This window comes from Bradyrhizobium sp. SZCCHNR2028 (assembly GCF_032380995.1).
In the GTDB taxonomy this organism is placed as follows: Bacteria; Pseudomonadota; Alphaproteobacteria; order Rhizobiales; family Xanthobacteraceae; genus Bradyrhizobium.
Map to the genome: position 1 here is coordinate 1 of NZ_JAUHJF010000012.1, position 23,000 is coordinate 23,000.

Consider the following 23,000-nt stretch of genomic DNA (forward strand, 5'->3'; position numbering starts at 1 on the left):
CGAACCGCCGTATACGTGATCCGTATGTACGGTGGTGTGGGAGGGGTGGAGTCGCGAGACTCCCCCCTATCCCGATCCGGCCAGGCATCCGGCCTTCCCCGCGCCCTCGCGTGTTTTCGAGGGTGAAACGATCGGCAAAGCTCGGCGCGATAGCGCGCGAGGATGAAAACTGATGTCTCCACGTCATTGCGAGCGAAGCGACTTGTCCGCCGAAGCTCGAAGAGCGAAGGCGGAAGCAATCCAGAGTCGCGCGCGGGACTCTGGATTGCTTCGTCGCCTTCGGCTCCTCGCAATGACGGAAGAGAAACTCTACCCCACCTACCCCGCAGCGACCGCCGCCTGCGGCACGACGACAACAGCGACACGCCGCGGCGACAGGCGCTCGGCCTGCAGCACGGCGAAGGTCAGCACGATGATGGCCGTGCCCTGATGCAACAGCGCCAGCGAGATCGGGACCAGCGCCAGCAAGGTGAGAATGCCGAGCACCGCCTGCACAAAAATCGCGGCGAGCAGCCGGTGCGCGCCACGCACCATGGCCCGTCCGGCGCCGGCGCGCATCACGTCGAAGGCGTGCCACGCGGCCAGCGCCAGCAGCGTGTAGGCGGTCATGCGATGCATGAACTGCACCGTCAGATCGTTCTCGAACAGATTGATCCACCACGGCGAATGGATCCACAGATTGGCCGCCTTCGGGATCAGGCCGCCGTCGATTTCCGGCCAGGTGTTGTAGACGAGGCCGGCGCGCAGGCCGGCGACCAGCGCGCCGAGATAAAGCTGCACGAAGGTGACGCCGACCAGCATCCACGCGGTGAGCCGCAGCCGCGCCGGTGCCGCGGTTTCCTCGCGCGACGCAAGCCGGCGCAGGGTCCAGACGATCGACGCAAAGATCAACAGCGCCAGCGCGAGGTGCGTCGCGAGCCGGACCGGCGCCACCTCGGTGCGCTCGGTGAGGCCGGATGCCACCATCCACCAGCCGACCGCGCCCTGCAGCGCGCCGAGGCTGAAGATCAGCCACAGCCTGCGGCCGAGCGGGCCGGACACGGCGCCGCGCCACAGGAACCACAAGAACGGCAGCAGATAGACCATGCCGATGACGCGGCCGAGCAGCCGGTGGCTCCACTCCCACCAGAAGATGGTCTTGAATTGGTGCAGGGACATGCCGGTGTTCATCTGCCGGTACTGCGGAATGGTCTTGTAGGCCTCGAAGGCGTCGGTCCAGGCCTGTTCGGACAGCGGCGGCAGGGTGCCGGTGACCGGCTTCCATTCCACGATCGAGAGCCCGGATTCGGTCAGCCGCGTCGCGCCGCCGACCAGCACCATCAGCGCGATCAGGCCGGCCACGACGAGCAGCCAGATGCGGATCGCGGCGAGATCTGTCGTGCGGGGAACCGTGGTCATGGACGTTGAGCGCTCGATTGAACCGGGGCTGACAGGCCCTTATAATCCTGGGGAAATCGCGCGCAAGCCGCGCCGCCCCCAGCCGAGGCCGACAATCCCGTCATGACGATCCGCACCCGCAAACTGATCGGCGCCGTCGCGCTGCTCCTGCTCGCTTTCGCCTGGTCGATGATGGGCATGGTGATGGCGCAATTCCCTCTGATCGCCAACTCCGGCTGGCTGCAGGCGGTCTATTACGTCGTCGTCGGCATGGGCTGGGTGCTGCCGGCGATGCCGATCGTGAGCTGGATGCTGCGCCCGGATCCGGAGCGGCAGCAGGGCTGATCAGCCGAGATCGAGCTTCGGCTGCGGCGCGGATTTTTCCCGCGGCAGGGTGATGCCGGCCATCAGCACCTTCAAGGCGCGCAGCGAGCGCGAGCGGCCGTCCCAGGCGATCCGCGGCAGCATGTGCAGGCTGGTGCGGCCCTCGCTTTGCACGACGCCGCCGATGGCGGAAGCCGCACTGACGAAGCCCGCCTGCTCCGCGAGCACGACGTCGCTGCGGCGGAACGAATAGCGATCGCCGAACGGATACGCCATGTGCCGGACCGGTCGCCGCAGCGCCGTCTCCAGCACCGCCATGCCCATCGTGATCTCGCGCTGGGCGTCGGCATCCCGGAGATTGGCGAGGACAGGATAATGCACGGTGGCACTGCCGATCGTGACGTTGGGGTCGGCGGCGAGACGGGCGATGTCGGTCCAGTCCATCGAGGACTCGCGGCTCAGGGCGGCGAGATCGACCGAATGGCGCGCGCAGAGGTCGCGGATCGCGATCGACAGCTCGGCCGGAGGCAGCTTGCGCAGCCAGCCCGCGAGATGGGCGAACAGCTCGTATTTTTCGGCCGTCGTGGACACATTGAAGCGCTGCTCCCGATGCTCGATCACGAGGCTGATGCGGGCCTCGCGCGCGATCACGGCCTCCAGCGCCAGCCACCAGGCCTCGCCGAGCCCATCGGGGAAGGCCGAGGGCACGTAGATGGTGAACGGCACGCCGTGGCGGGCGAGCACAGGATAGGCATGCGTGATCACGTCCTTGGAGGCGCCGTCGAAGCTCAGGCAGGCGAAGCGACGGCTTTCGGGCAGCCGGACCGACCGGTCGCAGGCCTCGTCGAGCGAGACGATGTCATAGCCCCAGCGCTTCAGCGCCCGGATCACCTTGTCGAGGAAGACGGGCGTGATCTCCGCGCATTTCAGCGGCTGGAACGCGCCCTTGCGCCGCGGCCGCACCCGCTCGAACCGCAGCACGGCACCGGCGCCGGCTGTGGCTCGCGACGCGAGCAGCGTGCGACCGCTGAAATAGGCCAGCTCGAGCCGGGCGCTGCGCAGCCACCTGTTGTCCGACGACAATTCCCGCGCCCCTTCCCCGAATCCCACTTGAAACCAAACCGGCGGCGCCCACCTGATGCTGTCAGACCATGGCGCGATCGCGTCATGGTCGCCGCCATCCCATGATAGCGATCATCCGCCGTCAAGATCGCTTGGCCGATGCCGATTTGAACAGGTCTTTGTTTGTGCCAATCCCGATTTGGGACGAAGTCATTGCCATTACCTTTTGTTGAGACTTCTTTGCGAGGGTCTCCCGACAAGCAACAAAATTCCACGACAACGCGAGCTGCGCGATGACCATGGCCGCCGTGATCGAGAGCCGGACGGCGCGGGCGCCCGCGCGGCGACTGCCGTCGGGGCTCGCGCGGATCGACATCGTGTCCGATCTGGCTGCCGCCGAGCCGGTCTGGCGCGCGCTCGAAGTCCCCGAACATGTCTCGACGCCCTACCAACGCTTCGACCTGCTCGGCGCATGGCAGCGCGACGTCGGCGCGCGCGAGCATGCGACGCCTTTCATCGTCATCGGGCGTGATGCCGAGCAACGCCCGCTGCTGCTGCTGCCGTTGACGTTGCGGCACGCCTGCGGCGTCCGCATCGCCACCTTCATGGGCGGCAAGCACGCGACCTTCAACATGCCGCTGATGGATCGCGAATTCGCCACTCGCGCGAGCGCCGGCGATCTCGACGTCCTGCTCGCAGGGTTGCGCGACCGCGGCGGTGTCGACGTGCTCGCCTTGACCCAGCAGCCACAGCGCTGGCGCGATCTCGCCAATCCGCTGGCGCAATGGCCGCACCAGCCGTCAGTGAACGACTGTCCGGTGCTGCTGATGCCGCCGGGGGCGGCGCCGACGGCGCTGTTGTCGAATTCATTTCGCAAGCGGCTGAAGAGCAAGGAAAAGAAGCTGCAGGCGCTGCCCGGCTATCGCTACGTGGTCGCGAGCAGCGACGCCGAGATCGCCGAGCTGCTCGACTGGTTCTTCCGCACCAAGCCGATCCGCATGGCCGAGCAGAGGCTGCCGAACGTGTTCGCCGAGCCCGGTGTCGAGGCCTTCGTGCGCAGCGCTTGCATGGCACAGCTCGATTGCGGGCATCGCGCCATCGATATCCACGCGCTGCGCTGCGATGCCGAGATCATCGCATTGTTTGCCGGCGTAGCCGACGGGGCGCGCTTCTCGATGATGTTCAACACCTACACGCTGTCGGAGAATGCGCGCTGGAGCCCCGGGCTGATCCTGATGCGCTCGATCATCGATCATTACGCGCGAGAGGATTTTCGCGCCCTCGATCTCGGCATCGGATCTGACGACTACAAGCGGATGTTCTGCAAGGATGACGAGCCGATCTTCGACAGCTTCATGCCGTTGACCGCGCGGGGCCGCGTCGCCGCAACGACGATGGCTGCGGTCGGACGGGCCAAGCATGCCGTCAAGCACAGCCCTGCCCTGTTCCGTCTGGCACAGCAGCTGCGCGGCGCGCTGCAATCGCGTGGCGGCGCCGCCCAGGTGGACGAAAAGGCCGACGAGAAGGCCGGAGACTAGGCGGCGACGCCGCGCGGCCCCGGCTGGTTGCGGTTGGCGCCTCCGACCGGTGCCTTCAGCATGGTGACGGCGCCGAAGCCGACCTCACGCAGCTGCTCGCTCATCTGGCTGCGTGCGTCGGCAGACATGTTGGGATCGGGCACGACGATGGCGCGCGCGCCCGCGGTCAAAAGCTCGGCCGGCAGGTCGGAGGCGTTGCCGGCGTCGAGCAGCACGTGGTCATAGACGCGCAGCAGCGCATCGATCGCGAGCGCGAGCCGCGGCGATTGCAGTTGGCTGCGGTCGGCGCCGGGGCGGCCGGCGTTGACCAGATGCAGCCGCGAGGCCTGGTCCTTGGTGATGATGGACGCAAACGATGCCTCACCCAGCATCAGCTCGATGAGGCCGGGCGCGGCCGGATCGACCGACACGCCTGCAAGCAGTTGCGGGCTGCCGGCGAGGTCGACCAGCACCACGCGCGCCTGCGCTGCCATGGTGCGCGCGATCGCGAGCGCGGTGGACGTGACGGCCTCGCCGCCGGCCGTACCGAGCACGGTGACCTTGCGGGCGCCCTCTCCCGCGGCGAGCAGATCGGATGCGAGCTGCTCGAACTCGTTCATCGGCGGCGGCTTGACCGGTTCGGGCGCGACGGCGGCCACCGCTGGCGGCACGACCGCGGCGGGACGCGCCGCTGCAGTCGTTGCCGACGCGGCAACGGCCGGCGCTGCGGCGACCATGGGCGCCGCGATCATCGGCTCGACCCGGGCCGCGAGCACCATGACATCCGGCATCGCGCTCGCCGCTGGGATCTGGCTCGCTGGGCGCGGCGCGGTCAGACGCAGCAGCTCGCCGGTGATGACCACGCCCGAGGTCAGCATCAAGGTCGCCAATGTGGCGATCAGCACGATCGGCAGCTTCTTCGGGTACGCCGGCGTGTTGGACAGCACCGCCCGCGAGATGATCCGCCCATCCGCCGGCGGGGTGTCGAGCGACTCACGGGTGTTCGCCTCGCGGTACTTGGCGAGATACGATTCCAGCAGGTCGCGCTGCGACTTCGCATCGCGCTCCAGCGCCCGCAGCTGGACATCGAGGCCATTGGTGGAGGTGGCCTGCTTCTTGGCCTGATCGAGGCTCTGGCTCAACATCTGCACCCGCCCGTCGGCGATGCGCGCGTCGCTGTCGAGCGAACGCGAGATCTTGCCGGCCTCGTCGCGGATCTGGCGGTCGAGATCAGCCAGTTGCGCTTTCAGCTCCTTGATGCGAGGGTGATTGTCGAGCAGCGTCGACGACTGCTCCGCGAGCTGCGCGCGCAGATTCACGCGCTGCTCGGACAGCCGGCGCATCAGCTCCGAGTTGACCACCTCGGACGCCTCGATCGGCTGGCCGCTCTGCAGCATCTCCCGGATCAGCCGCGCCTTGGTCTCGGCATCCGATTTCAAGGCGCGCGCATTGTTGAGTTGGGTATTGACCTCGCCCATCTGCTGGTTGGACAGCGACGTGTTGTTGGTCCCCATGAACGAATTCGACTTGGCGCGGAACTCCTCGACCCGCGACTCCGCCTCCTCGACCTTCCTGCGCAGCCCCTGGATCTCCCCAGAGAGCCATTGGCTGGCCGATTTCGCCTGCGCCTGGCGGGCATTCTGCTGAACTACGAGATAGCCATCCGCGATCGAATTCGCGACTTGCGCCGCAAGCGCCGGATCCTGCGACTGGAACTCGACGACGAGCACCCGCGATTTGTCCACGGCGTAAACGGTCAAGCGCTCGTAATAGGCGTCCATGACGCGCTCGTCCGGCGTCATGGCGAGCGGATCTTTCACGAGGCCGATCATCGCCGCGACCGACTTCAGCGGCGACACGCCCCGCAGCACGGGATCGAACTCTGACAGCTCGCCCAGCTTGTTCTTCCTGATGATGTCGCGGGCCAGATCGCGCGACAGGACCAGTTGCACCTGGCTCGTGACCGCCTCGGCATCGAGCGCCGTCCGCTCCTCGGTGCGCTCCCCGTTCGGCCGCACGAACACGTTCTCGCGGCCGTCGATCAGAATCCGCGCTTCGGACTTGTAGCGCGGTGTGATCATGTTGACTGCGGCAATCGACAGAACGAGAGCGAGCAGCGTGGGCAGAAGGATGAAGCCACGCTTTCGCGCCAGGGCACGACCAACCAGCCGGATGTCGAGATCGCCGGCCGGGCCGGGCTCCGCCGACGACGGCGAGCCTGTCACAGGTCGGGCGGAGGCTCCGTCAACCTGTGTCTTCTTGCCGGCACGCCAGAACGCCAACCGCATTATCCACTCCCGCGAGACCCGCGCCACGCCGCCACCATACGTGGTACAATTACACTCTATTAAGGTTGCTGACGGGTTAACCGGAGCGCCTGCAACCTCGCCCTATCGAACAATCGTCATCCTTCGCCATATGCTGCTCGCAACACGTGAGCTTGCGCCAGATCGTCACAATGCTGGTGCGAGCTTGCCTGGTAGTGACGACAAGTGAGACTTTGTTAACCATCAAGCCTCTATCGAGGTTGGAGCTATCGATATTCAGCGACGAGAGGCGCCCGTGCTTCCGCTATCCGCCAGTCGTCAGATCAGCTCGCGCAGCGGCGCCTGGCAAAACCAAGCGCAAGCCGAGGGCGCGGGCGAGTTCGACATGGCACCGTCGCAGAACAAACCTCTCAAAATCCTTCACGCGGTCAGAGCTCCCGTCGGCGGCATCTTTCGGCATATCCTCGACCTTGCCAACGGTCAGGTCGATCACGGGCACGACGTGGGCATCATCGCGGACAGCCTGACCGGCGGCGAACGCGCCGATGCCGCGCTGGCCCAGATCGCGCCTCGCCTGACACTCGGCGTGCACCGCATCCCCATTCATCGGGAGCCTTGGCCGAGCGACATTCTGGCACTGAGACGGTTTTATCGACTCGCCCGTACACTCGCCCCGAACGTTCTGCACGGCCACGGCGCCAAGGCCGGCGCATTCGTCCGCCTGCTGCCGCACCGGCCAGGAACGATCCGCATCTACACGCCTCACGGCGGTTCGCTGCACTACCCACGCGACACGTTCAAAGGCGCGCTGTATGGCCGGCTTGAACGTGCGCTGATGAACCGGACCGACCTCTTCCTGTTCGAGAGCGTATTCGCCCGCGATACCTATGAGCGCATGATCGGCCATCCTCAGGGACTGGTGAATTGCGTCTTCAACGGTGTCACTGCAGGCGAGTTCGACCCGATCGCACCAGCCCGGGACCAGACCGACCTGGCGTATGTCGGCGAGTTCAGGCACATCAAGGGCACGGATCTGCTGATCGATGCCGTCGCGGAGCTGCGCTCCCGTGGCCGCCCGCTGACGCTGACTTTGGGCGGCGACGGCGAAGAGATGACGAAACTCAAGGCTCAGGTCGAACGCCTCGGTCTTGCGGCCGCAGTACGCTTCATCGGCCACGTGAAGGCCCGCGACGGATTTTCGAAAGGGCGGCTGCTCGTCGTTCCCTCGCGTGGCGATTCCATGCCCTATGTTGTGATCGAGGCGGGAGCCGCCGGGGTTCCGATGATCGCAGCGAGAGTCGGCGGCATCCCTGAGATCTTCGGACCGCACGACGACGCGATGTTCATGCCGGGCAACGCGACCGCGCTGGCCGACGCAATCGCTGCCGCACTGGACGATCCGGCTACCACGCAACTGCGCGCCAAGGCGCTGCGCGAGCGGGTCTTCCAGCATTTCTCACAGAAAGCGATGGTCGATGGCGTGCTCAACAGCTATCGCGAGGCGTTTACCAAGACCTGACGTCATTTACCATCGCTAACCGTTTCTTCCGATTTGGCCCTTAATCCCGCCGGTGGGGAATTTCCCCCGGCGCTATCAGCGCTTACATGACCACAAATACTAACAAACATAATCCGGGCTTGTACGACTGTGGAACCGATCAACGCTCGCTCGATGTTGGATGCTGCTGCGGCGACGGCCGCATCGACCGCCGCGGCCGGACGGCCGGCCGTTGAACGGCGCCGCCGCTTGTCGCCGGCGGCCCTCGCGGTCGCCAATCAGAAGGTTCACCGCGCCTACTCTCCGATCGTCCTCGCCGGCATCGTTCGCATCATCGATTTCGTGCTGCTGAGCGTCGTCGGCAGCGTCATCTATTTCGGCTACGTGGTTCCGCTCAGCGGCTTCCATTGGGAGTATCTCGTTGCCATTCTCGGCCTGGCCGTGACCACGGTGGTGTGCTTCCAGGCCGCCGACATCTACCAAATCCAGGTCTTCCGCGCCCAGGTGCGGCAGATGACCCGGATGATCTCGTCCTACTGCTTCGTCTTCCTGCTGTTCATCGGGCTCTCCTTCTTCGCCAAGATCGGCAACGAAGTCTCCCGTCTCTGGCTCGCCGCGTTCTTCTTCGTGGGGCTCGGCGCGTTGATCGCGAGCCGCGTCGTGCTGCGCAACCTCATCCGCAGCTGGGCCAGACAAGGACGCCTCGATCGCCGGACCATCATCGTCGGCGCCGACCAGAGCGGCGAGGACTTGGTGCGTGCCCTGAAGGCGCAGGACGACTCCGAGATCGAGATCCTCGGCGTGTTCGATGACCGCAACGATTCCCGCGCGCTCGAGACCTGCGCTGGCGCGCCGAAGCTCGGCAAGGTCGATGATATCGTCGAGTTCGCGCGCAGAACCCGCGTCGACCTGGTGCTGTTCGCGCTGCCGATCTCGGCGGAAACCCGCATCCTGGACATGCTGAAAAAGCTGTGGGTGCTGCCGGTCGACATTCGCCTTTCGGCCCATACCAACAAGCTGCGCTTCCGGCCGCGCTCCTACTCCTATCTGGGCGTGGTCCCGACGCTCGACGTGTTCGAGGCCCCCATCACCGACTGGGACCTGGTGATGAAGATGCTGTTCGACCGGCTGGTCGGCGGCCTCATCCTGCTGCTTGCGCTTCCGGTGATGGCGCTGGTCGCGCTCGCGATCAAGCTCGACAGCCCGGGGCCGGTGCTGTTCCGGCAGAAGCGGTTCGGCTTCAACAACGAGCGCATCGACGTCTTCAAGTTCCGTTCGCTCTATCACCACCAGGCCGACCCCACGGCGTCCAAGGTCGTCACCAAGAACGATCCGCGCGTGACCCGCGTCGGCCGCTTCATCCGCAAGACCAGCCTCGACGAGCTGCCGCAGCTGTTCAACGTGGTGTTCAAGGGCAACCTCTCGCTGGTCGGTCCGCGGCCGCACGCCGTGCAGGGCCAATTGCAGAACCGGATGTTCGACGAGGCCGTCGACGGCTATTTCGCCCGCCACCGCGTCAAGCCCGGCATCACCGGCTGGGCGCAGATCAACGGCTGGCGCGGCGAGATCGACAACCAGGAGAAGATCCAGAAGCGCGTCGAGTTCGACCTCTACTACATCGAGAACTGGTCCGTGCTGTTCGACCTCTACATCCTGCTCAAGACGCCGCTGGCGCTGATGACCAAGAGCGAGAACGCCTATTGATATCGGGGATCCGGAGCGGGCACACGCCCGCTTCGCGCGTGTGTCTGGCCGATCCCGCCATGCGTTGCGTATGAGTGTGAGTTCGCGATGGCCATGACGGCGGCAGCCGGAGAGTTCGCATCGAGGCCGATCGCCCCTCCGGGCGTCGTCGCCCTGCAGCGTGCGCTGGTCTGGCTGGTCGGGGTCTCCGGCGCCATCGTGTTCATCGAACCGAGCCCCTATGAGCTCGTCACGCTCGCCTCCGCCGCGGTGTTCTTCGCGACCGGCATGAGGCTGCGCCTCGTATTCCTGCCGCTCCTGCTGTTGCTGGTCCTGGTCAATCTCGGCTACACGATCAGCGCCATACCGCTGCTCGACGATTCCAAGATCGCGACCTGGATCGCTACCTCCTGGTACATGGCCTTCACGGCGATCTTCATCGCCATGCTGACGTCGGACGACACAGAAGCGCGGCTCGACATGCTCCGCCGCGGTCTCGTGATGGGCGGCGCGATCGCAGCCCTCGCGGGCGTCGCCGGCTATTTCCATCTGGTGCCGGGTGGATACGATCTCCTCACCCTGTATGGCCGTGCGCGCGGCACCTTCAAGGACCCGAACGTGCTCGGCGCGTTCCTGATCCTGCCGGCGCTGCTCGCGCTGCAGAACGCCGTGACCGCCCGCTTCGCCGCGACCTTGCGCGCCAGCTTTGCGCTCGGCGTGATGGCGCTCGCCATCCTGCTCGCCTTCTCGCGCGCGGCCTGGGGCGGCCTCGTCCTCACCGCCGCCTTCATGCTGGCGACGATGGTGCTCACCAGCCAGACGCGGGGCGAGCGCTCCCGCATCATCTTCATGACGTTGGCCGCCGCCGTGGCCGGCATCGTCCTGATCGGCGTTCTGCTCTCCATCGATTCCATCGCCGACATGTTCAAGCAGCGGGCAAGCTTCGACCAGAGCTATGACGAGGGCCGGTTCGGACGCTTCGGACGCCACATTCTCGGCGCCGACATGGCGCTCGACCTGCCGTTCGGGATCGGGCCGCTGCAGTTCCACAACTACTTCCCCGAGGACACCCACAACTCCTATCTGAACGCCTTCATGTCGGGCGGCTGGCTGTCCGGCATCTGCTATCCCGCGCTGGTGTTCACCACTGTCATTCTCGGCTTCCGCTATCTGTTCGTGCGCGTGCCCTGGCAGCGCACCTACATCGCGGTGTTCGCAGCATTCCTCGGCACGGTCGGCGAAAGCTTCATCATCGACACCGACCACTGGCGGCACTTCTTCCTGATGCTCGGCACGATGTGGGGCATGATCGCCGCCACGCGCGCCCATCAGGCCGAAGCGAACCGATCCGCAGGGACCGGTGCGCACATCACCTCTTAATCCTCCACCGCAAACGTCAGCCCGGCATTATCCACCAGCCGCTTGATCAGGCTGTCGCGGAGCGCAGCGCCCGGCGTCCAGAACCCGCCTTTCACGCCGGCGCCGTCGCGTAGCAGGCCGACGGCGCATTCACTGATCATCTTCGAGGTCGAACCGTAGCCGGGATCGCGGTTGCCCTTCACGGATGCGCGGACCTGGCGGCCGTCGGGGGCGATCGCGACGAAGAGAAGATTGTAGTAGCCGTTCTCGCGCTCCTCCTTCGAGGGACCCTCGCCCGGCTTCGGCGCGTTGGGGCCGGTTTTCTCGGCATTTGCCGCCATCACCTTCTTGGCGTTGGCCTCGCCCTTCTCGCCCGGGCCGGTCAGCACCATTTCGTCGTAGACGAAATCCTGACCGTAGGGAAAACCCATCAACATGTTGGAGCGGTGGACGTTGCGGGTGTTGATCAACGCCATCATGAACGGTGCCGTCCAGGACTGCAGATCCTCCTCATAGACCGGCTTGTTACCGGACGGCTGCTTCGGGCCCTTGAAGCCGGGCGTCAGGGCGAACGAGTCCTTGAGGATCGATACCAGGCTCAGATCCCTGGCGACCGCATCGAAGGTCGCCTTGGCGCTCGCGGCGGTGCCGCCCGAGAGCGTGCCGCTCATGCCGCGGACGCGGCCCTTCACGCGCGACGCTGCGGCGCCGAGCACCTTCTTGGCCTGCTGCTGCACGAAGTAGACGCCGAGCTCGAACGGCACGGAATCGAAGCCGCAGGAGAACACGATGCGCGCGCCGCTGTTCTCGGCGGTGGCCTGATGCTTGTCGATCATCTGCCGCATCCACACCGGCTCGCCGCACAGATCGACGTAGTCGGTGCCGGTCTCGACGCAGGCGGCGACGAGTTCGTTGCCATAGAGCTGATACGGACCCACGGTGGTCAGCACCAGCCTGGTCTGCGCCACCATCGCCTTCAGCGACGCCGGGTCCGAGGCATCGGCCGCGATCAGCGGCGTGTCCGCAGGCGCGCCGATCGCATCGCGCACTGCGGCGAGCTTGCCGAGGCTGCGGCCGGCCATCGCCCAGCGCAGCGAGCTGTCGCCGCGATATTGCGTGGTCAGGTATTCAGCGACGAGCTGACCGGTGAAGCCGGTGGCGCCATAGACGATGATGTCGAATTTGGATGACGTCATTCTTGTTTCCTAGATCTGCTGCAAATCAGTTGCTCCGTCATTGCGAGAAGCGCTTGCGACGAAGCAATCCAGACTGTCTCTGCAGAAAGATTGCTTCGCTGCGCTCGCAATGACGATCACCTATTTCTTCCCATACGACACGCTCATGCCGGCGCGGACGTCGTTCTGGATGCCATAGGGCGCGATCGGATAGCGCAGGCCGTTTTTGGCGAGCTGTTTCATGCCGGTGATCGCCCTGGCAAGATCGGCCGGCTTCAGCGCCATCAACATCTCCTCATCCGGCACGCCGCCATAGCGGCGCTCGGCGAAGCACGGCAGCGACAGGCTCGGCTCGCCGGTCTTCAGCGCGCGGCCCCAGGAGTCGGCGCAGGCGGTCTCGCCGACGACGCCCCATTCGAACTTCTTGTAGCCTGTATATTGCAGGCCGTTGATCAGGATGATCATCTGTCCCGGCGTCGCATAGACGAGGCAGATGTCCGGCGGATCGAGCCGGCCGCTCGAAAGCGGGCTGACCGCCATGGCCTGGTAGCGGCCGAACGGCACGACGTCGAGCGCCTCCTGCCGCTTGCGCGCATCCTCGGCCGTGCCGTGCCAGACTCCGACATAGTTCTCGCCCTTGAGCCAGGTCTCGTCCTGCGGGCCGAGTCCGATCACGGCCCGGCATTGCGCGCCGACGAGATCGTCGCCGGTGATGCCGACGGTCCAGCCGAGCCGTGCGGCCATGCTGACGATCTGGTCGGTCGTGTGCACGGCGTTGGGACGGCGGATCTTCTCCACCGCCTCCATGTCGGCGACGCGGGCGAACATCTTGATGCCGATGACGGTCGTCTTCAGCCGCAGCAGGTTGTTGAGATCGGCGACCATGGCAACCAGATCCAGCCTGTCCGGCGCGCTCGGCTGTTGCATGTGGCGTTCCCCTCTGCCGCACCCATCGGATGGCGCGATCCGTGCGTTCGATGTCGGGCGCTTGTTAATGCCTTGCACCGGCCGAGGCCAGTATTTCTGCGCGACGCGCTCGCACGCCATACCATGATCCTTCTCGATGTCCCTAGAATCACTTATGAATTTTTGATCCTCGGACAGGGCCCCGCGATGAGCCAGCGCGACCGGAAAGATGGCGCGACAAGCGCGAAGGCCGGCCCCGGCGGAGCGCCGGTGCTGTCGCCGGCCGCGCTCTACGAGGCCGGGCTGCATCACCTCGGCGCCGGCCAGCTGCTCGATGCCCAGATGTGCTGCGAGCAGGCGCTGGCGGCCGACCCGAACCACGCCGACAGCCTCGCGCTGCTGGGCATCGTCGCGCTGCAGACCGGGCAGCACGACCACGCCGTGGCGTGGTTCTCGCGGGCCATCCGACAAACGCCGAAGATCGACTATCTCACCAGCCTCGGCTTCACCTTGAAGCAGATGGGCCGGCTCGACGATGCGCTCGCGGTGTTCGACAAGGCGATCCAGCTCAAGCCCGACGATGCCGAATTGTGGAAGCATATGGGCGGCGTACTGCTGGCGCTCGACCGCGGCGCCGAGGCGCTGCTGAGCTATCAGCACGCGCTGACGATCGATCCCGCCCACCGTGAGGCTGCGTTCCAGAGCGGCCTGCTGCTGCATCAGCAGCAGCGCTATGAGGAAGCCGCCCGAGCCTTCACGATATGCCTGACGCAGCGGCCGGACGACCTGCAGTCGCTGCAGATGCGCGCCCGATGCCTCCGCGAGCTCAGACGCTACGACGAGTATCTGGCCGATTGCGAACGCGCGCATGCGCTGGCGCCGACAGAGCCGATGGTCTGCAACAATCTCGGTGATGCCTTTGTCTGTCTCGGCCGCAGCGCGGAGGCACTGCCGTGGTTCGATCAGGCCCTGGCGTTGCGGCCGGACTTCGTCGAGGTGCTGCTCAACAAGGGTTTTGCGCTGCTGCAGCTCCTGCGTTTCGAGGATGCTGCTGCCGTCTACCGGCAGATTCTCGCGCTCGTCCCCGATCATCCCAAGGCGGCGTGGCAGCTCGCGCATATCGAGCTGCAGTGCGGCGACTTCGTCTCCGGCTGGGCCCGGCGCGAGGCCCGCTGGGCCATGCCGGATTTCTCGATCGACTATCCGCGCTTTGCCGAGTCCAAATGGCTGGGCCACGAGGACATCGCCGGCAAGACCCTCCTCATCGAGGAGGACGAGGGTTTCGGCGACACCATCCAGTTCGCCCGCTACGTGCCGATGGTCGCCGCGCGCGGCGCCAAGGTGATCCTGGTGGTGCGGGAGGCGCTGCGGCCGCTGATGGCCGGCATCGACGGCGTGACGCAATGCCTCGCCTACGCACCGGACCTGAAGCGGCCGGTCTTCGACATGCACTGCCCGGTGATGAGCCTGCCGCTGGCCTTCGGCACCACGCTCGATACCATTCCACCGCCAAGCTATCTCCCGCCACTGCCGGCCGAGCGCATCGCGGCCTGGGAGCGGCGGCTCCGAGCGCATGACCGGCTGCGGGTCGGTCTCGTCTGGTCCGGCAATCCGCATCAGGGCAACGATCGCAACCGCTCGATGCCGCTTGCGACCCTGCTGCCGCTGCTCGATCTCGGGGCGGATTTCATCAGCCTGCAAAAAGAGCTGCGGCCAGCCGACAAGGCCGTGCTGGCGCAGCAGAGCGGCATCCGCGACCTCACCGTCGAGTTGACCGACTTCGTCGAGACCGCGGCGCTGATCTCCTGCCTCGACGTCGTCGTCACCGTGTGCACCAGCGTCGCGCATCTCGCCGCCACACTGGGACGTCCGACCTGGATCATGCTGCCCCATCTCGCCGACTGGCGCTGGCTGCGCGATCGCGACGACAGCCCGTGGTATCCGAGCGCGCGGCTGTTCCGGCAGGACGCGAGCTGCCGCTACGAGCCGGTCGTCGAGCGCGTGCGCGGCGAGCTGGCGGCAAAGGCGGCGGGCTTCAGCAAGACGATTGCCTAGGCCGGTCCCGGAAACAGATCGTCGATGCGGCCGCGCAGGCGGTAGGCCACGAGCCCGACCCATTCGCGCACGGCGATGTCGGCGCGGCGCAGTCCGAGCAGCGAGATGCCGTCGAAGTCGAGCACGCGGCCGACGCGCCAGTCCACGGGATAGGGCTCGACCGGGAAGCCGGCCTTGCGGAACAGCCCCACCGAGCGCGGCATATGATAGGCCGAGGTCACCAGCAGCCAGCGCTCGCCCGGCTTCGGAGAGATCATCGCCTTGGAGAAGATCGCATTCTCGTAGGTGTTGCGCGACTGCCGCTCCAGCAACAGCCGCTCCTTCGGCACGCCGAGGCTGAGCAGGATCTCGGCGCCGACATCGGCCTCCTTGGCCTCTGTCGCGATCAGGTTGGCGCTGCCGCCGGTGAACAGGATGCGCGCATTCGGGTAGCGCCGCGCCAGCGCGGCTGCCTGGATCACCCGGTCGGCGCCCGCCACCGTCACCGGCATGCCGTACATGACCGACAGGTCGGAATCGACGGGACCGCCAAGCACGATGATGCCGTCCGGCGCGCCGCTCGCCGGGTCCCATTTCGGAAACCGGCTCTCCAGCGGATAGAGCATGAGGCTGCCGAGCGGCGTCAGGCCCACGATCGCCAGCAGCAGCATGGCAGAGACCACGAGCCTGCGGCCGAGCACGGTAAACCGGGTCAGCATGAGGATGGCGCCGAGCAGGCCCAGCGCGATCATGAAATTGGTCGGCAGTGCCAGCAGGCCGAGCGTCTTCGACAGGACAAAGAACATTGCGAGCTCCGGCGCGGGGTGAGGTGCCACGGCCGCCCTCATACACGACAGCCGCCATGCGTCGCCATCTCTCTGCGGCGGCCAGCAGATGCGCTATGCTCGGTCCCGAACCGGTACGAATGAGAGGACCATGGCCCATCACCATCTGCACGCGAGCCCCGAGACCTGCCATTGGGGCTTCTTCGAATCCCGGCTGAAGCCGGTGCTGACGATCGACAGCGGTGACGAGGTCACGATCGATTCGATCAGCGGCGGGCCCGACGTCGTGCCCGACACCAGCAAATTCCACGTTCCGCCGGAATTGTTCGAGGTTCACGCCAAGAGCGAGCGCATGGTGCCCGGCCACATCCTGACCGGCCCGATCGCGGTCAAGGGCGCGGAGGTCGGCGACGTGCTCGAGGTCGACATCCTCGACGTCCAGCTGCGGCAGGACTGGGGCTACAATTTCATCCGGCCGCTGGCCGGCACCCTGCCCGACGATTTCCACGAGAGCCGGCTGATGAACATCCCACTCGACAAGACCAGGATGGTCGGCAAGATGCCGTGGGGGCTGGAGCTGCCGCTGGCGCCGTTCTTCGGCGTGATGGGCGTGGCGCCGCCGCCGGCCTGGGGCCGGATCACATCGCTGATCCCGCGGGCGATGGGCGGCAATCTCGACAACAAGGAGCTTAGGCCGGGCGCCAAGCTGTATCTGCCGGTGTTCGTGCCAGGCGCGCTGTTCTCCTGCGGCGACGGCCATGGCGTGCAGGGCGACGGCGAGGTCTGCGTCACCGCGATCGAGACCGCGCTGCAGGGCCGTTTCCGTCTCACCGTGCGCAAGGATCTCAAATTCGACTATCCGCGCGCCGAGACGGCGACGCACTACATGACGATGGCGATGGACCCCGACCTCGACCAATGCGTGGTGCGGGCGCTGCGCGACATGATCGTGCTGCTGGGCGAGAAGCGCAATCTGTCGCGCGAGGACGCCTACACGCTGTGCAGCCTCGCCGCCGATCTGCGGGTGACCCAGACCGTCAATGGCTCCAAGGGCATTCATTGCATGATCGCGAAGGCGGTGGTGCACGGGTGAGAGCGTCGGGCCAAACACACTGCTGTCGTCCCTGCGAACGCAGGGACCCATAACCACCGAGCCAAGTCCTGACGAGAGGTGGTTGGACTTGCGCAAGCCAACTGCTCCCTGGGGTTATGGGTCCCCGCGTTCGCGGGGACGACGCCATTGATGCCGCGCGAGGGAGCGCATCGAACGACGCGTGACGTCGCGCTGCCGCGGCAGATCCTGCCCGGGTCATGCTGCAGCATCTCACCCTCTGAAAGGTCGGAGGGCGCAGGGAAGGCCAGGCGTCGGCTGACGCCCGCGGCCCGCCTGCGAGAAAAAATGCAGGCGGCAGGTACCACAGGTGCAGCCGAGAAACGCCCGGCCTTCCCTGCGCGATGGTCTTCACGCTTATACGCAGTCTGCCTGGTGCGCCGGGCTTGTTGGCCACCATACGCGATGATGCGCTTTCGCGTACCACCGCGGGGACACCAGCATCGGGGTGTCAGCACGCTGCGACTTCACGTCCGCGCCGAGCCGTTCGTCCGCGCGACCATAAGGACACGCTGCGGCTCCATCGCGGCCATCGCTCCCCGCCTCGCGTGTCGTGACGATCGCGCGCAACGCCCCTCCGGCTGAGGCGGGATGGCGACACTAAAGCACAATTTCCGGAAAAGCGAAAGCATCATTTCTGGAATGACGAATTTTTTTCGCAGTGACCGCGATGGCCGCCGCCCGCTCTGCGGAAAATTCAGCCAGGGTCCCCCAACCAGGCACCGCCGCACGACGGTGGTTGAAGAGACCATCGGGCACCGCGGCTCACGCGAATCTTCTCGACCCGTGCTTCGCCGTCGGATTCCGGCCCCGGACTCGCCGAGCGGGCGGAGAGTCACCGTCGCGACCGGCCCGGTCCGTCATATTTCCATAAAATTCAATACCTTAACCAGTTATCCCCAAGCCGCTGTACAACCTATTAGATTCCTAATAGAGTCTAAAAAGTTACTTTTCTGTACACCGGTTACGGACTAGCTTTTAGGCATGGCGACGGAAAAAGCCGAAACTGACCGCATCCCCGTAACCCTAGCCCTGGCAACCATCGGCTATCTCGAAAAGCTCGTGAAACAGGGAACCCACGGCACCAGCGTTCCGGGTGTCTGCAGAACGTTGATTGAAGAAGGCATCCGGCTCGCCATCAAGGATGGGCTGCTGTCGATTCGCGACAACGGACGGGCGTAAGCTAGGGACACGCAACGCGGACAACAGTTTTCGGTGCAGCCGTCGGCCAGGACGATCCAGGACGGATCAAACTTGGAAGCGACAACAATGCCCGCCGAACGACAGACACTCCCCACCTGGACCGAGGAACGGCTCCAGGCCCTGAAGCAGCACTTTGAGGCCGGGCTGACCTGCCGAGAGATCGCCGCCGAGCTCGGCGTCAGCCGCAACGCCGTGATCGGCAAGATCTCCCGCCTGGCACTGACGCGCGACAATGGCGGCGATTCCAGGCGCGTGGTCCGCGCCGAGACGACACGCGATGGCGCACGCCGTCCCGTGCCAAAGCTGCGCCGCCGCATCCTGCGCGCGGTGCAGAACGACCCGCCGCCTGTGATTGTCGAGGAGCCGGTCGGCACCGTCGTGAACGGCTGCTCGCTGTTCGAGCTCTCCAAGGAACGCTGCCGCTGGCCGATCTCGACGCCCGGCGCCGACGATTTCTGCTTCTGCGGGTCGAAGCCGATCGAGGGCTTGCCGTATTGCCCCAGCCATACGCGAATGGCGTATCGGGTGGCGTCGTCGCGGTAATGAGGGCGGCGTAGCAAAGATCCTACGGGCCTAATGGCTTTCACGCTTTGCCTAGTCTCCGCATTTTGCGGGGACGGCGCGGCGGCCTCGTCTCCCCTCCCCGCAAGGGGGAGGGGAGCTCACCGTCTCGGGGCGAGAGATCCCGTCCCAACTACACCAATGGACCTGCCCTACCCCAGCTTCCACCCAGCCTCCTGCGCGAAGCGCTGGAAGAATTCCGGCTCGTAGGCCTGCTCCGGCGACTGGCGGACGCGCAAGTCCAGCAGCTTGGCGTCCTCGCCCACCAGAATCCGCCACTGCTCGGCCTTGACGCCGTCGAGGATGATCTTGGCGGCCTGCGCCGCCGTGGTCGGGGCGTCCTCGAGGAAGCTGCGGGCGCGCTCGCGGGCGGCAGCCTGGATGTCGGCGTCGCTCATGGCGGCGACGTCGATGCCCATGCCCTGCATGCGCTGGCGGGCCAGGATGATCTCGGTCTCGCTGAGCTCGTCGGACTCGGTGCCGCTCTGCACCTTGCGCGAGTTGGAGACGATCGAGGTGCCGATATGGCCGGGCATCACCACGGAGCATTTGATGTGCGGCGCGTTGAGGCGGAGGTCGTTGATCAGCGCTTCGGTAAAACCCTTCACCGCGAACTTCGCGGCGCTGTAGGCGGTGTGCGAGACGCCCATGCCGACCGAGGCCCAGAAGCCGTTGACGCTCGAGGTGTTGACGATATGCGCCTCGTCCGCCTTCAGCAGCATCGGCAGGAAGGTGCGGACGCCGAGATAGACGCCGCCCCAGCAGATGTTGAAGGTGCGCTCCCACTGCTCGCGGCTGTTGGTGAACAGGCTGCCGCCGCCGCCGATGCCGGCATTGTTGAACAGCAGATGGATCTTGTCGGTGGCCTGCTGCTCGGCGAGCTCGTCGCGAAAGCGTTGGAGCTGCGCTTCGATCGAGACGTCGGCGACATGGGTGGTGACGCGCAGGCCCTGCGGCAGCTTCTCGGCCTCGCACAGCCGCTTGGTCTCGGCCATCGCCTCGACCGAGACGTCGCACATCGCGACGTTGCAGCCCTCGGCCACGAGCTGGCGGGCAAGCTCGCGGCCCATGCCCGTGCCGCCTCCGGTGATCACGGCGATCCTGCCGGCGAAATCCTTCATCAGATGCTCTTCCTTCCCTACTGCGGGCGCAGCCCTGCCGCCCGGCCACTTCCTCGTTCTCTTCGCGGAACGCGTCCCGAGCTTAGGTCGTTTCGCGGGCCTGACCAGAGGGGATGTCGGGGATTTGCGTTGCAGCGCACGCAACGAAGATTTCAGCTTGGGGTTGAACCTTTCCAAGGGGTGTCCGACTTATCCCACGGGGAGGCAGGCTCGAGGAGGTTCGCATGGCGTACCAACAGGGGCACTGGCAGGAGGAAGGCTGGCGCGACACGATGGTCGATCCCGCGGGATCGGACGACGGCGCCTATGTGACGGGCTGGACGATCAGCGGGCTCGCTGTGATCGGCACCATCGTCGCGGTCTGGCTGCTCGGGATCTGAGACCCCAGACAGTCTGCAGCAGATATGAAAAGGGCTCGCTCACCGGCGAACAGCCTGCGGAGGACGATTGCGCCACCGCTCCCCCTCACTGCGACATTCGTTCTGCCTCGCTTTGAGCTGGCGGCCGCCGCCGCGTCGCAGCCTCCGGCTCGCGGGCACGGTTGGCGCCGGTACCACGCGGCCGAACTCATTGCATACAATTGAAGTCGATTGATTATTTTATAGGCTGAAACCGAGCAGGGAATTCGTCTGCCTAAGCTCCGATCATCTGCAAAATGGCGCTATTTCAACGACTTGGTGCGCCTGCCTGCCCGCACGCCGCTGGCACAAAGCTTGCGATCACTCCCTTTCGAGGCTCCGCCGTGCCGGTGAAGCCGTGATGACAGCGCGGGCGGATCGACCCGCCGAGGGAGCTCACCAATGGACTTTGGCAGGATTTCACGACGGCATCTGTTGCAGGGTGGCGCGGCGCTGACGCTCGGCGCAGCCGCCGGCCTGCGGCCGGCCTTCGCGGCGGAGACGACGATCGGCTTCATCTATGTCGGCTCGCGCGACGACTACGGCTACAACCAGGCGCATGCGCAAGGTGCAGCGGCGCTGAAGAAGCTGCCTGGGCTGAAGGTCATCGAAGAGGAGAAGGTGCCGGAGACCGACGCGGTCGAGAAGACGATCGAGTCGATGATCAATCTCGACGGCGCCACCCTGCTCTTCCCGACCTCGTTCGGCTACTACAATCCGCACATGATCAAGATGGCCGCGAAGTATCCGAAGCTGCGCTTCGAGCACTGCGGCGGCCTGTGGAGCGAGAAGGACCCGAAGAACGCCGGCTCCTATTTCGGCTATATCGATGAGGCGCAATACATCGCCGGCATCGTCGCCGGCTATACGAGCAAGAGCGGCAAGCTCGGCTTCGTCGCGGCCAAGCCGATCCCGCAGGTCCTGCGCAACATCAACGCCTTCACGCTCGGCGCGCAGCTCGCGAACCCGAAGGCCACCACGCAGGTGATCTTCACCGGCGACTGGTCGATGCCGGTCAAGGAGGCCGAGGCCACCAACAGCCTGATCGACCAGGGCGTCGACGTCCTGACCTGCCATGTCGACGGCCCCAAGACGATGGTGGAGAATGCCGCGCGCCGCGGCGCCTTCGTCACCGGCTATCACGTCAACCAGTCGCCACTGGCGCCCAAGGCGTATCTGACCGGCGCGGAATGGAATTGGGAAGCGCTGTATCCGAAATTCGTCAAGATGCTCCAGGCTGGCGAGAGCATCCCGAACTTCTATCGCGGCGGCCTCAAGGAAGAAGTGGTCAAGATCTCGGCGTATGGCGAGGCGGTCTCCGAGCAGGCACGCAAGCATGCCGACGAAATCAAGAGCAAGTTCCTCGGTGAGGGCTACACCATCTTCAAGGGCCCGATCAAGGACAACAAGGGCAACACCGTGATCACCGCCGGGACCGAGCGCGGCCAGAAGGATCCTGAGCTCGAGAAGATGGACTACCTGGTCGAGGGCGTGATCGGAGCCACGTCGTGACATCAGAGGCGGCCGATCCGGTTGATGCGGCCGCCATCGCGCCGGCCGCCGACGCAGGTTTCCTGCAACGTTACGGCGGGAGCATCGAGTACATATTGATCCCGGGCGCGGCGCTTGTCGCCGCGCTCATCGTGTTCGGCATCTTCGTCGCGCTGTTCGGCAAGAACCCGCTCGATCTCTACTGGTACATGTATTACGGCGCCTTCGGCACCTGGTTCTCCTGGCAGAACACCCTGACGCGGGCAGCTCCCTTGATCCTGACGGCGCTGTGCACCGCCCTGCCCGCGCAATTGGGCATGGTGATCATCGGCGGCGAAGGCGCGCTGCTGATCGGCGCGCTGTCGGCGACCTCGGCGGCCCTGGCGCTGCAGGGCATGCCGCCGCTCGTGGTGCAGATCGCGATGGTGATCGCCGGCATGACTGGCGGCGGTTTGTGGATCCTGCTGTCCGGGGCCTTGCGGCAGTATCGTGGTGTCAACGAGACGATCTCGAGCCTGCTGCTGGTCTACATCGCGCTCGCGATCCTCAATCATCTCGTCGAAGGCGCGATGCGCGATCCGGCGAGCCTCAACAAGCCGTCGACGCGTGAGATCGGCGCGGCCAACATGATCGGCAGCATTCCCGGCACCGACGTGCACTGGGGCCTGGTGTTCGGCCTGATTGCCGCCATCGCGGCCTATGGGCTGATCTACCACACCACCTTCGGCTTTGCCGCGCGCGTCGCCGGCGGCAACATCCGCGCCGCCAAGATCGTCGGTCTGTCGGTCGGCAAATTGATCCTCACCGTCTGCTTCCTCGCCGGCGCCTGCGCCGGGCTGGCCGGCATGGTCGAGGTCGCCGCCGTGCAGGGCCGCACCAACGCCAATCTCGCCGTCGGCTACGGTTTCACCGGCATTCTGGTCGCGTTCCTGGCACGGCAGAATCCGCTCGCCATCATTCCGGTCGCGATCCTGCTCGGCGGCATCAATGCGTCGGGCGGACTGCTGCAGCGCCGGCTCGGCCTGCCCGACGCCTCGGTGCTGGTGCTGCAGGGCATCCTCTTCATCTCGGTGCTGGCGAGCGACGCGCTCTACGGCCGCATCGGTTTCCTCAAGGGAAAGTCGTGAT

19 protein-coding genes are annotated in these 23,000 nt (G+C 65.8%); 12 read left to right on the forward strand and 7 right to left on the reverse strand.

Annotated elements, in window-relative coordinates; all coding sequences use genetic code 11:
• Positions 1-318: 318 nt before the first annotated feature.
• The gene (locus tag QX121_RS19205; protein WP_315812775.1) at positions 319-1,398 is read right to left on the reverse strand and encodes a COX15/CtaA family protein; all 1,080 of its coding nucleotides are present in this window, start codon (positions 1,396-1,398) and stop codon (positions 319-321) included.
• Positions 1,399-1,500: 102 nt separating this feature from the next.
• Between QX121_RS19205 and QX121_RS19210 the strand changes: the two genes are divergently transcribed.
• Entirely contained in the window at positions 1,501-1,722 is a 222-nt protein-coding gene (locus tag QX121_RS19210; RefSeq protein WP_315711497.1) for a DUF2842 domain-containing protein, read from the forward strand.
• On the opposite strand, the gene QX121_RS19215 is transcribed toward QX121_RS19210, so the two are convergent.
• Positions 1,723-2,784, reverse strand: a complete 1,062-nt coding sequence (locus tag QX121_RS19215; protein ID WP_315812776.1) for a polysaccharide deacetylase family protein — start codon at positions 2,782-2,784, stop codon at positions 1,723-1,725.
• Between the two features lie 272 nt (positions 2,785-3,056).
• Between QX121_RS19215 and QX121_RS19220 the strand changes: the two genes are divergently transcribed.
• Complete coding sequence (locus QX121_RS19220) at positions 3,057-4,301, forward strand: GNAT family N-acetyltransferase (RefSeq protein WP_315812777.1); 1,245 nt, start codon at positions 3,057-3,059, stop codon at positions 4,299-4,301.
• On the opposite strand, the gene QX121_RS19225 is transcribed toward QX121_RS19220, so the two are convergent.
• Entirely contained in the window at positions 4,298-6,568 is a 2,271-nt protein-coding gene (locus QX121_RS19225; protein WP_315812778.1) for an exopolysaccharide transport family protein, read from the reverse strand. The two genes, QX121_RS19220 and QX121_RS19225, sit on opposite strands and share 4 nt — an antisense overlap.
• Positions 6,569-6,932: 364 nt before the next feature.
• On the opposite strand from QX121_RS19225, the gene QX121_RS19230 reads away from it, so the two are divergent.
• The 3 genes from QX121_RS19230 to QX121_RS19240 all read left to right on the forward strand — a co-directional run bounded on the left by QX121_RS19230 (position 6,933) and on the right by QX121_RS19240 (position 11,108).
• Positions 6,933-8,066, forward strand: a complete 1,134-nt coding sequence (locus QX121_RS19230; protein ID WP_315780317.1) for a glycosyltransferase family 4 protein — start codon at positions 6,933-6,935, stop codon at positions 8,064-8,066.
• 153 nt (positions 8,067-8,219) lie between these two features.
• Complete coding sequence (locus QX121_RS19235) at positions 8,220-9,749, forward strand: undecaprenyl-phosphate glucose phosphotransferase (RefSeq protein ID WP_315780293.1); 1,530 nt, start codon at positions 8,220-8,222, stop codon at positions 9,747-9,749.
• Between the two features lie 87 nt (positions 9,750-9,836).
• Positions 9,837-11,108, forward strand: coding sequence for an O-antigen ligase family protein (locus tag QX121_RS19240; protein WP_315812779.1), 1,272 nt, complete (start codon positions 9,837-9,839; stop codon positions 11,106-11,108).
• On the opposite strand, the gene QX121_RS19245 is transcribed toward QX121_RS19240, so the two are convergent.
• Together QX121_RS19245 and QX121_RS19250 are read right to left on the reverse strand one after the other, a co-directional pair.
• Positions 11,105-12,283, reverse strand: coding sequence for a saccharopine dehydrogenase family protein (locus QX121_RS19245; RefSeq protein ID WP_315812780.1), 1,179 nt, complete (start codon positions 12,281-12,283; stop codon positions 11,105-11,107). The two genes, QX121_RS19240 and QX121_RS19245, sit on opposite strands and share 4 nt — an antisense overlap.
• Positions 12,284-12,403: 120 nt before the next feature.
• Positions 12,404-13,189, reverse strand: coding sequence for a DUF169 domain-containing protein (locus tag QX121_RS19250; RefSeq protein ID WP_315780298.1), 786 nt, complete (start codon positions 13,187-13,189; stop codon positions 12,404-12,406).
• 186 nt (positions 13,190-13,375) lie between these two features.
• Between QX121_RS19250 and QX121_RS19255 the strand changes: the two genes are divergently transcribed.
• Positions 13,376-15,223: a tetratricopeptide repeat protein gene (locus QX121_RS19255; protein WP_315812781.1), complete on the forward strand. Its 1,848-nt coding sequence runs from the start codon at positions 13,376-13,378 to the stop codon at positions 15,221-15,223.
• Here QX121_RS19255 and QX121_RS19260 read toward each other — a convergent pair.
• Positions 15,220-16,008 (reverse strand): YdcF family protein, encoded by a 789-nt coding sequence (locus tag QX121_RS19260; protein ID WP_315812782.1) that lies wholly within the window; start codon positions 16,006-16,008, stop codon positions 15,220-15,222. The two genes, QX121_RS19255 and QX121_RS19260, sit on opposite strands and share 4 nt — an antisense overlap.
• Before the next feature lie 130 nt (positions 16,009-16,138).
• Here QX121_RS19260 and QX121_RS19265 point away from each other — a divergent pair, with 130 nt between their 5' ends.
• From QX121_RS19265 to QX121_RS19275, 3 genes are all read left to right on the forward strand, one after another.
• Positions 16,139-17,080 carry an acetamidase/formamidase family protein gene (locus QX121_RS19265; protein WP_315812783.1) on the forward strand — a complete coding sequence of 314 codons (942 nt, stop codon included), beginning with the start codon at positions 16,139-16,141 and terminating at the stop codon, positions 17,078-17,080.
• Positions 17,081-18,082: 1,002 nt separating this feature from the next.
• Positions 18,083-18,280 carry a hypothetical protein gene (locus QX121_RS19270; RefSeq protein WP_006614936.1) on the forward strand — a complete coding sequence of 66 codons (198 nt, stop codon included), beginning with the start codon at positions 18,083-18,085 and terminating at the stop codon, positions 18,278-18,280.
• Between the two features lie 87 nt (positions 18,281-18,367).
• Positions 18,368-18,844, forward strand: a complete 477-nt coding sequence (locus QX121_RS19275; protein WP_315740196.1) for a GcrA family cell cycle regulator — start codon at positions 18,368-18,370, stop codon at positions 18,842-18,844.
• Between the two features lie 170 nt (positions 18,845-19,014).
• Here the strand turns inward: QX121_RS19275 and QX121_RS19280 are convergent, their stop codons facing one another.
• A complete protein-coding gene (locus QX121_RS19280) occupies positions 19,015-19,983 on the reverse strand; it encodes an SDR family NAD(P)-dependent oxidoreductase (protein WP_315774235.1) in 969 nt (322 codons plus the stop codon).
• Positions 19,984-20,207: 224 nt separating this feature from the next.
• Here QX121_RS19280 and QX121_RS19285 point away from each other — a divergent pair, with 224 nt between their 5' ends.
• The 3 genes from QX121_RS19285 to QX121_RS19295 all read left to right on the forward strand — a co-directional run bounded on the left by QX121_RS19285 (position 20,208) and on the right by QX121_RS19295 (position 22,999).
• Positions 20,208-20,363: a hypothetical protein gene (locus tag QX121_RS19285; protein WP_315740199.1), complete on the forward strand. Its 156-nt coding sequence runs from the start codon at positions 20,208-20,210 to the stop codon at positions 20,361-20,363.
• A gap of 420 nt (positions 20,364-20,783) precedes the next feature.
• A complete protein-coding gene (locus tag QX121_RS19290; protein WP_315740200.1) occupies positions 20,784-21,893 on the forward strand; it encodes a BMP family ABC transporter substrate-binding protein in 1,110 nt (369 codons plus the stop codon).
• Entirely contained in the window at positions 21,890-22,999 is a 1,110-nt protein-coding gene (locus QX121_RS19295) for an ABC transporter permease (protein WP_315740201.1), read from the forward strand. Before QX121_RS19290 ends, QX121_RS19295 begins: the two co-directional genes overlap by 4 nt.
• Position 23,000 lies beyond the last annotated feature (1 nt).

Excerpts from the sequence above, each read along its gene's own strand:
- QX121_RS19260 (WP_315812782.1), bottom strand. The coding sequence starts at position 16,008 with ATGTTCTTTGTCCTGTCGAAGACGCTCGGCCTGCTGGCACTGCCGACC.
- QX121_RS19210 (WP_315711497.1), top strand. The coding sequence starts at position 1,501 with ATGACGATCCGCACCCGCAAACTGATCGGCGCCGTCGCGCTGCTCCTG.
- QX121_RS19205 (WP_315812775.1), bottom strand. The coding sequence starts at position 1,398 with ATGACCACGGTTCCCCGCACGACAGATCTCGCCGCGATCCGCATCTGG.
- QX121_RS19240 (WP_315812779.1), top strand. The coding sequence starts at position 9,837 with ATGGCCATGACGGCGGCAGCCGGAGAGTTCGCATCGAGGCCGATCGCC.
- QX121_RS19270 (WP_006614936.1), top strand. The coding sequence starts at position 18,083 with ATGGCGACGGAAAAAGCCGAAACTGACCGCATCCCCGTAACCCTAGCC.
- QX121_RS19225 (WP_315812778.1), bottom strand. The coding sequence starts at position 6,568 with ATGCGGTTGGCGTTCTGGCGTGCCGGCAAGAAGACACAGGTTGACGGA.
- QX121_RS19255 (WP_315812781.1), top strand. The coding sequence starts at position 13,376 with ATGAGCCAGCGCGACCGGAAAGATGGCGCGACAAGCGCGAAGGCCGGC.
- QX121_RS19285 (WP_315740199.1), top strand. The coding sequence starts at position 20,208 with ATGGCGTACCAACAGGGGCACTGGCAGGAGGAAGGCTGGCGCGACACG.
- QX121_RS19220 (WP_315812777.1), top strand. The coding sequence starts at position 3,057 with ATGACCATGGCCGCCGTGATCGAGAGCCGGACGGCGCGGGCGCCCGCG.
- QX121_RS19230 (WP_315780317.1), top strand. The coding sequence starts at position 6,933 with ATGGCACCGTCGCAGAACAAACCTCTCAAAATCCTTCACGCGGTCAGA.
- QX121_RS19290 (WP_315740200.1), top strand. The coding sequence starts at position 20,784 with ATGGACTTTGGCAGGATTTCACGACGGCATCTGTTGCAGGGTGGCGCG.
- QX121_RS19250 (WP_315780298.1), bottom strand. The coding sequence starts at position 13,189 with ATGCAACAGCCGAGCGCGCCGGACAGGCTGGATCTGGTTGCCATGGTC.
- QX121_RS19275 (WP_315740196.1), top strand. The coding sequence starts at position 18,368 with ATGCCCGCCGAACGACAGACACTCCCCACCTGGACCGAGGAACGGCTC.
- QX121_RS19265 (WP_315812783.1), top strand. The coding sequence starts at position 16,139 with ATGGCCCATCACCATCTGCACGCGAGCCCCGAGACCTGCCATTGGGGC.
- QX121_RS19235 (WP_315780293.1), top strand. The coding sequence starts at position 8,220 with ATGTTGGATGCTGCTGCGGCGACGGCCGCATCGACCGCCGCGGCCGGA.
- QX121_RS19280 (WP_315774235.1), bottom strand. The coding sequence starts at position 19,983 with ATGAAGGATTTCGCCGGCAGGATCGCCGTGATCACCGGAGGCGGCACG.
- QX121_RS19245 (WP_315812780.1), bottom strand. The coding sequence starts at position 12,283 with ATGACGTCATCCAAATTCGACATCATCGTCTATGGCGCCACCGGCTTC.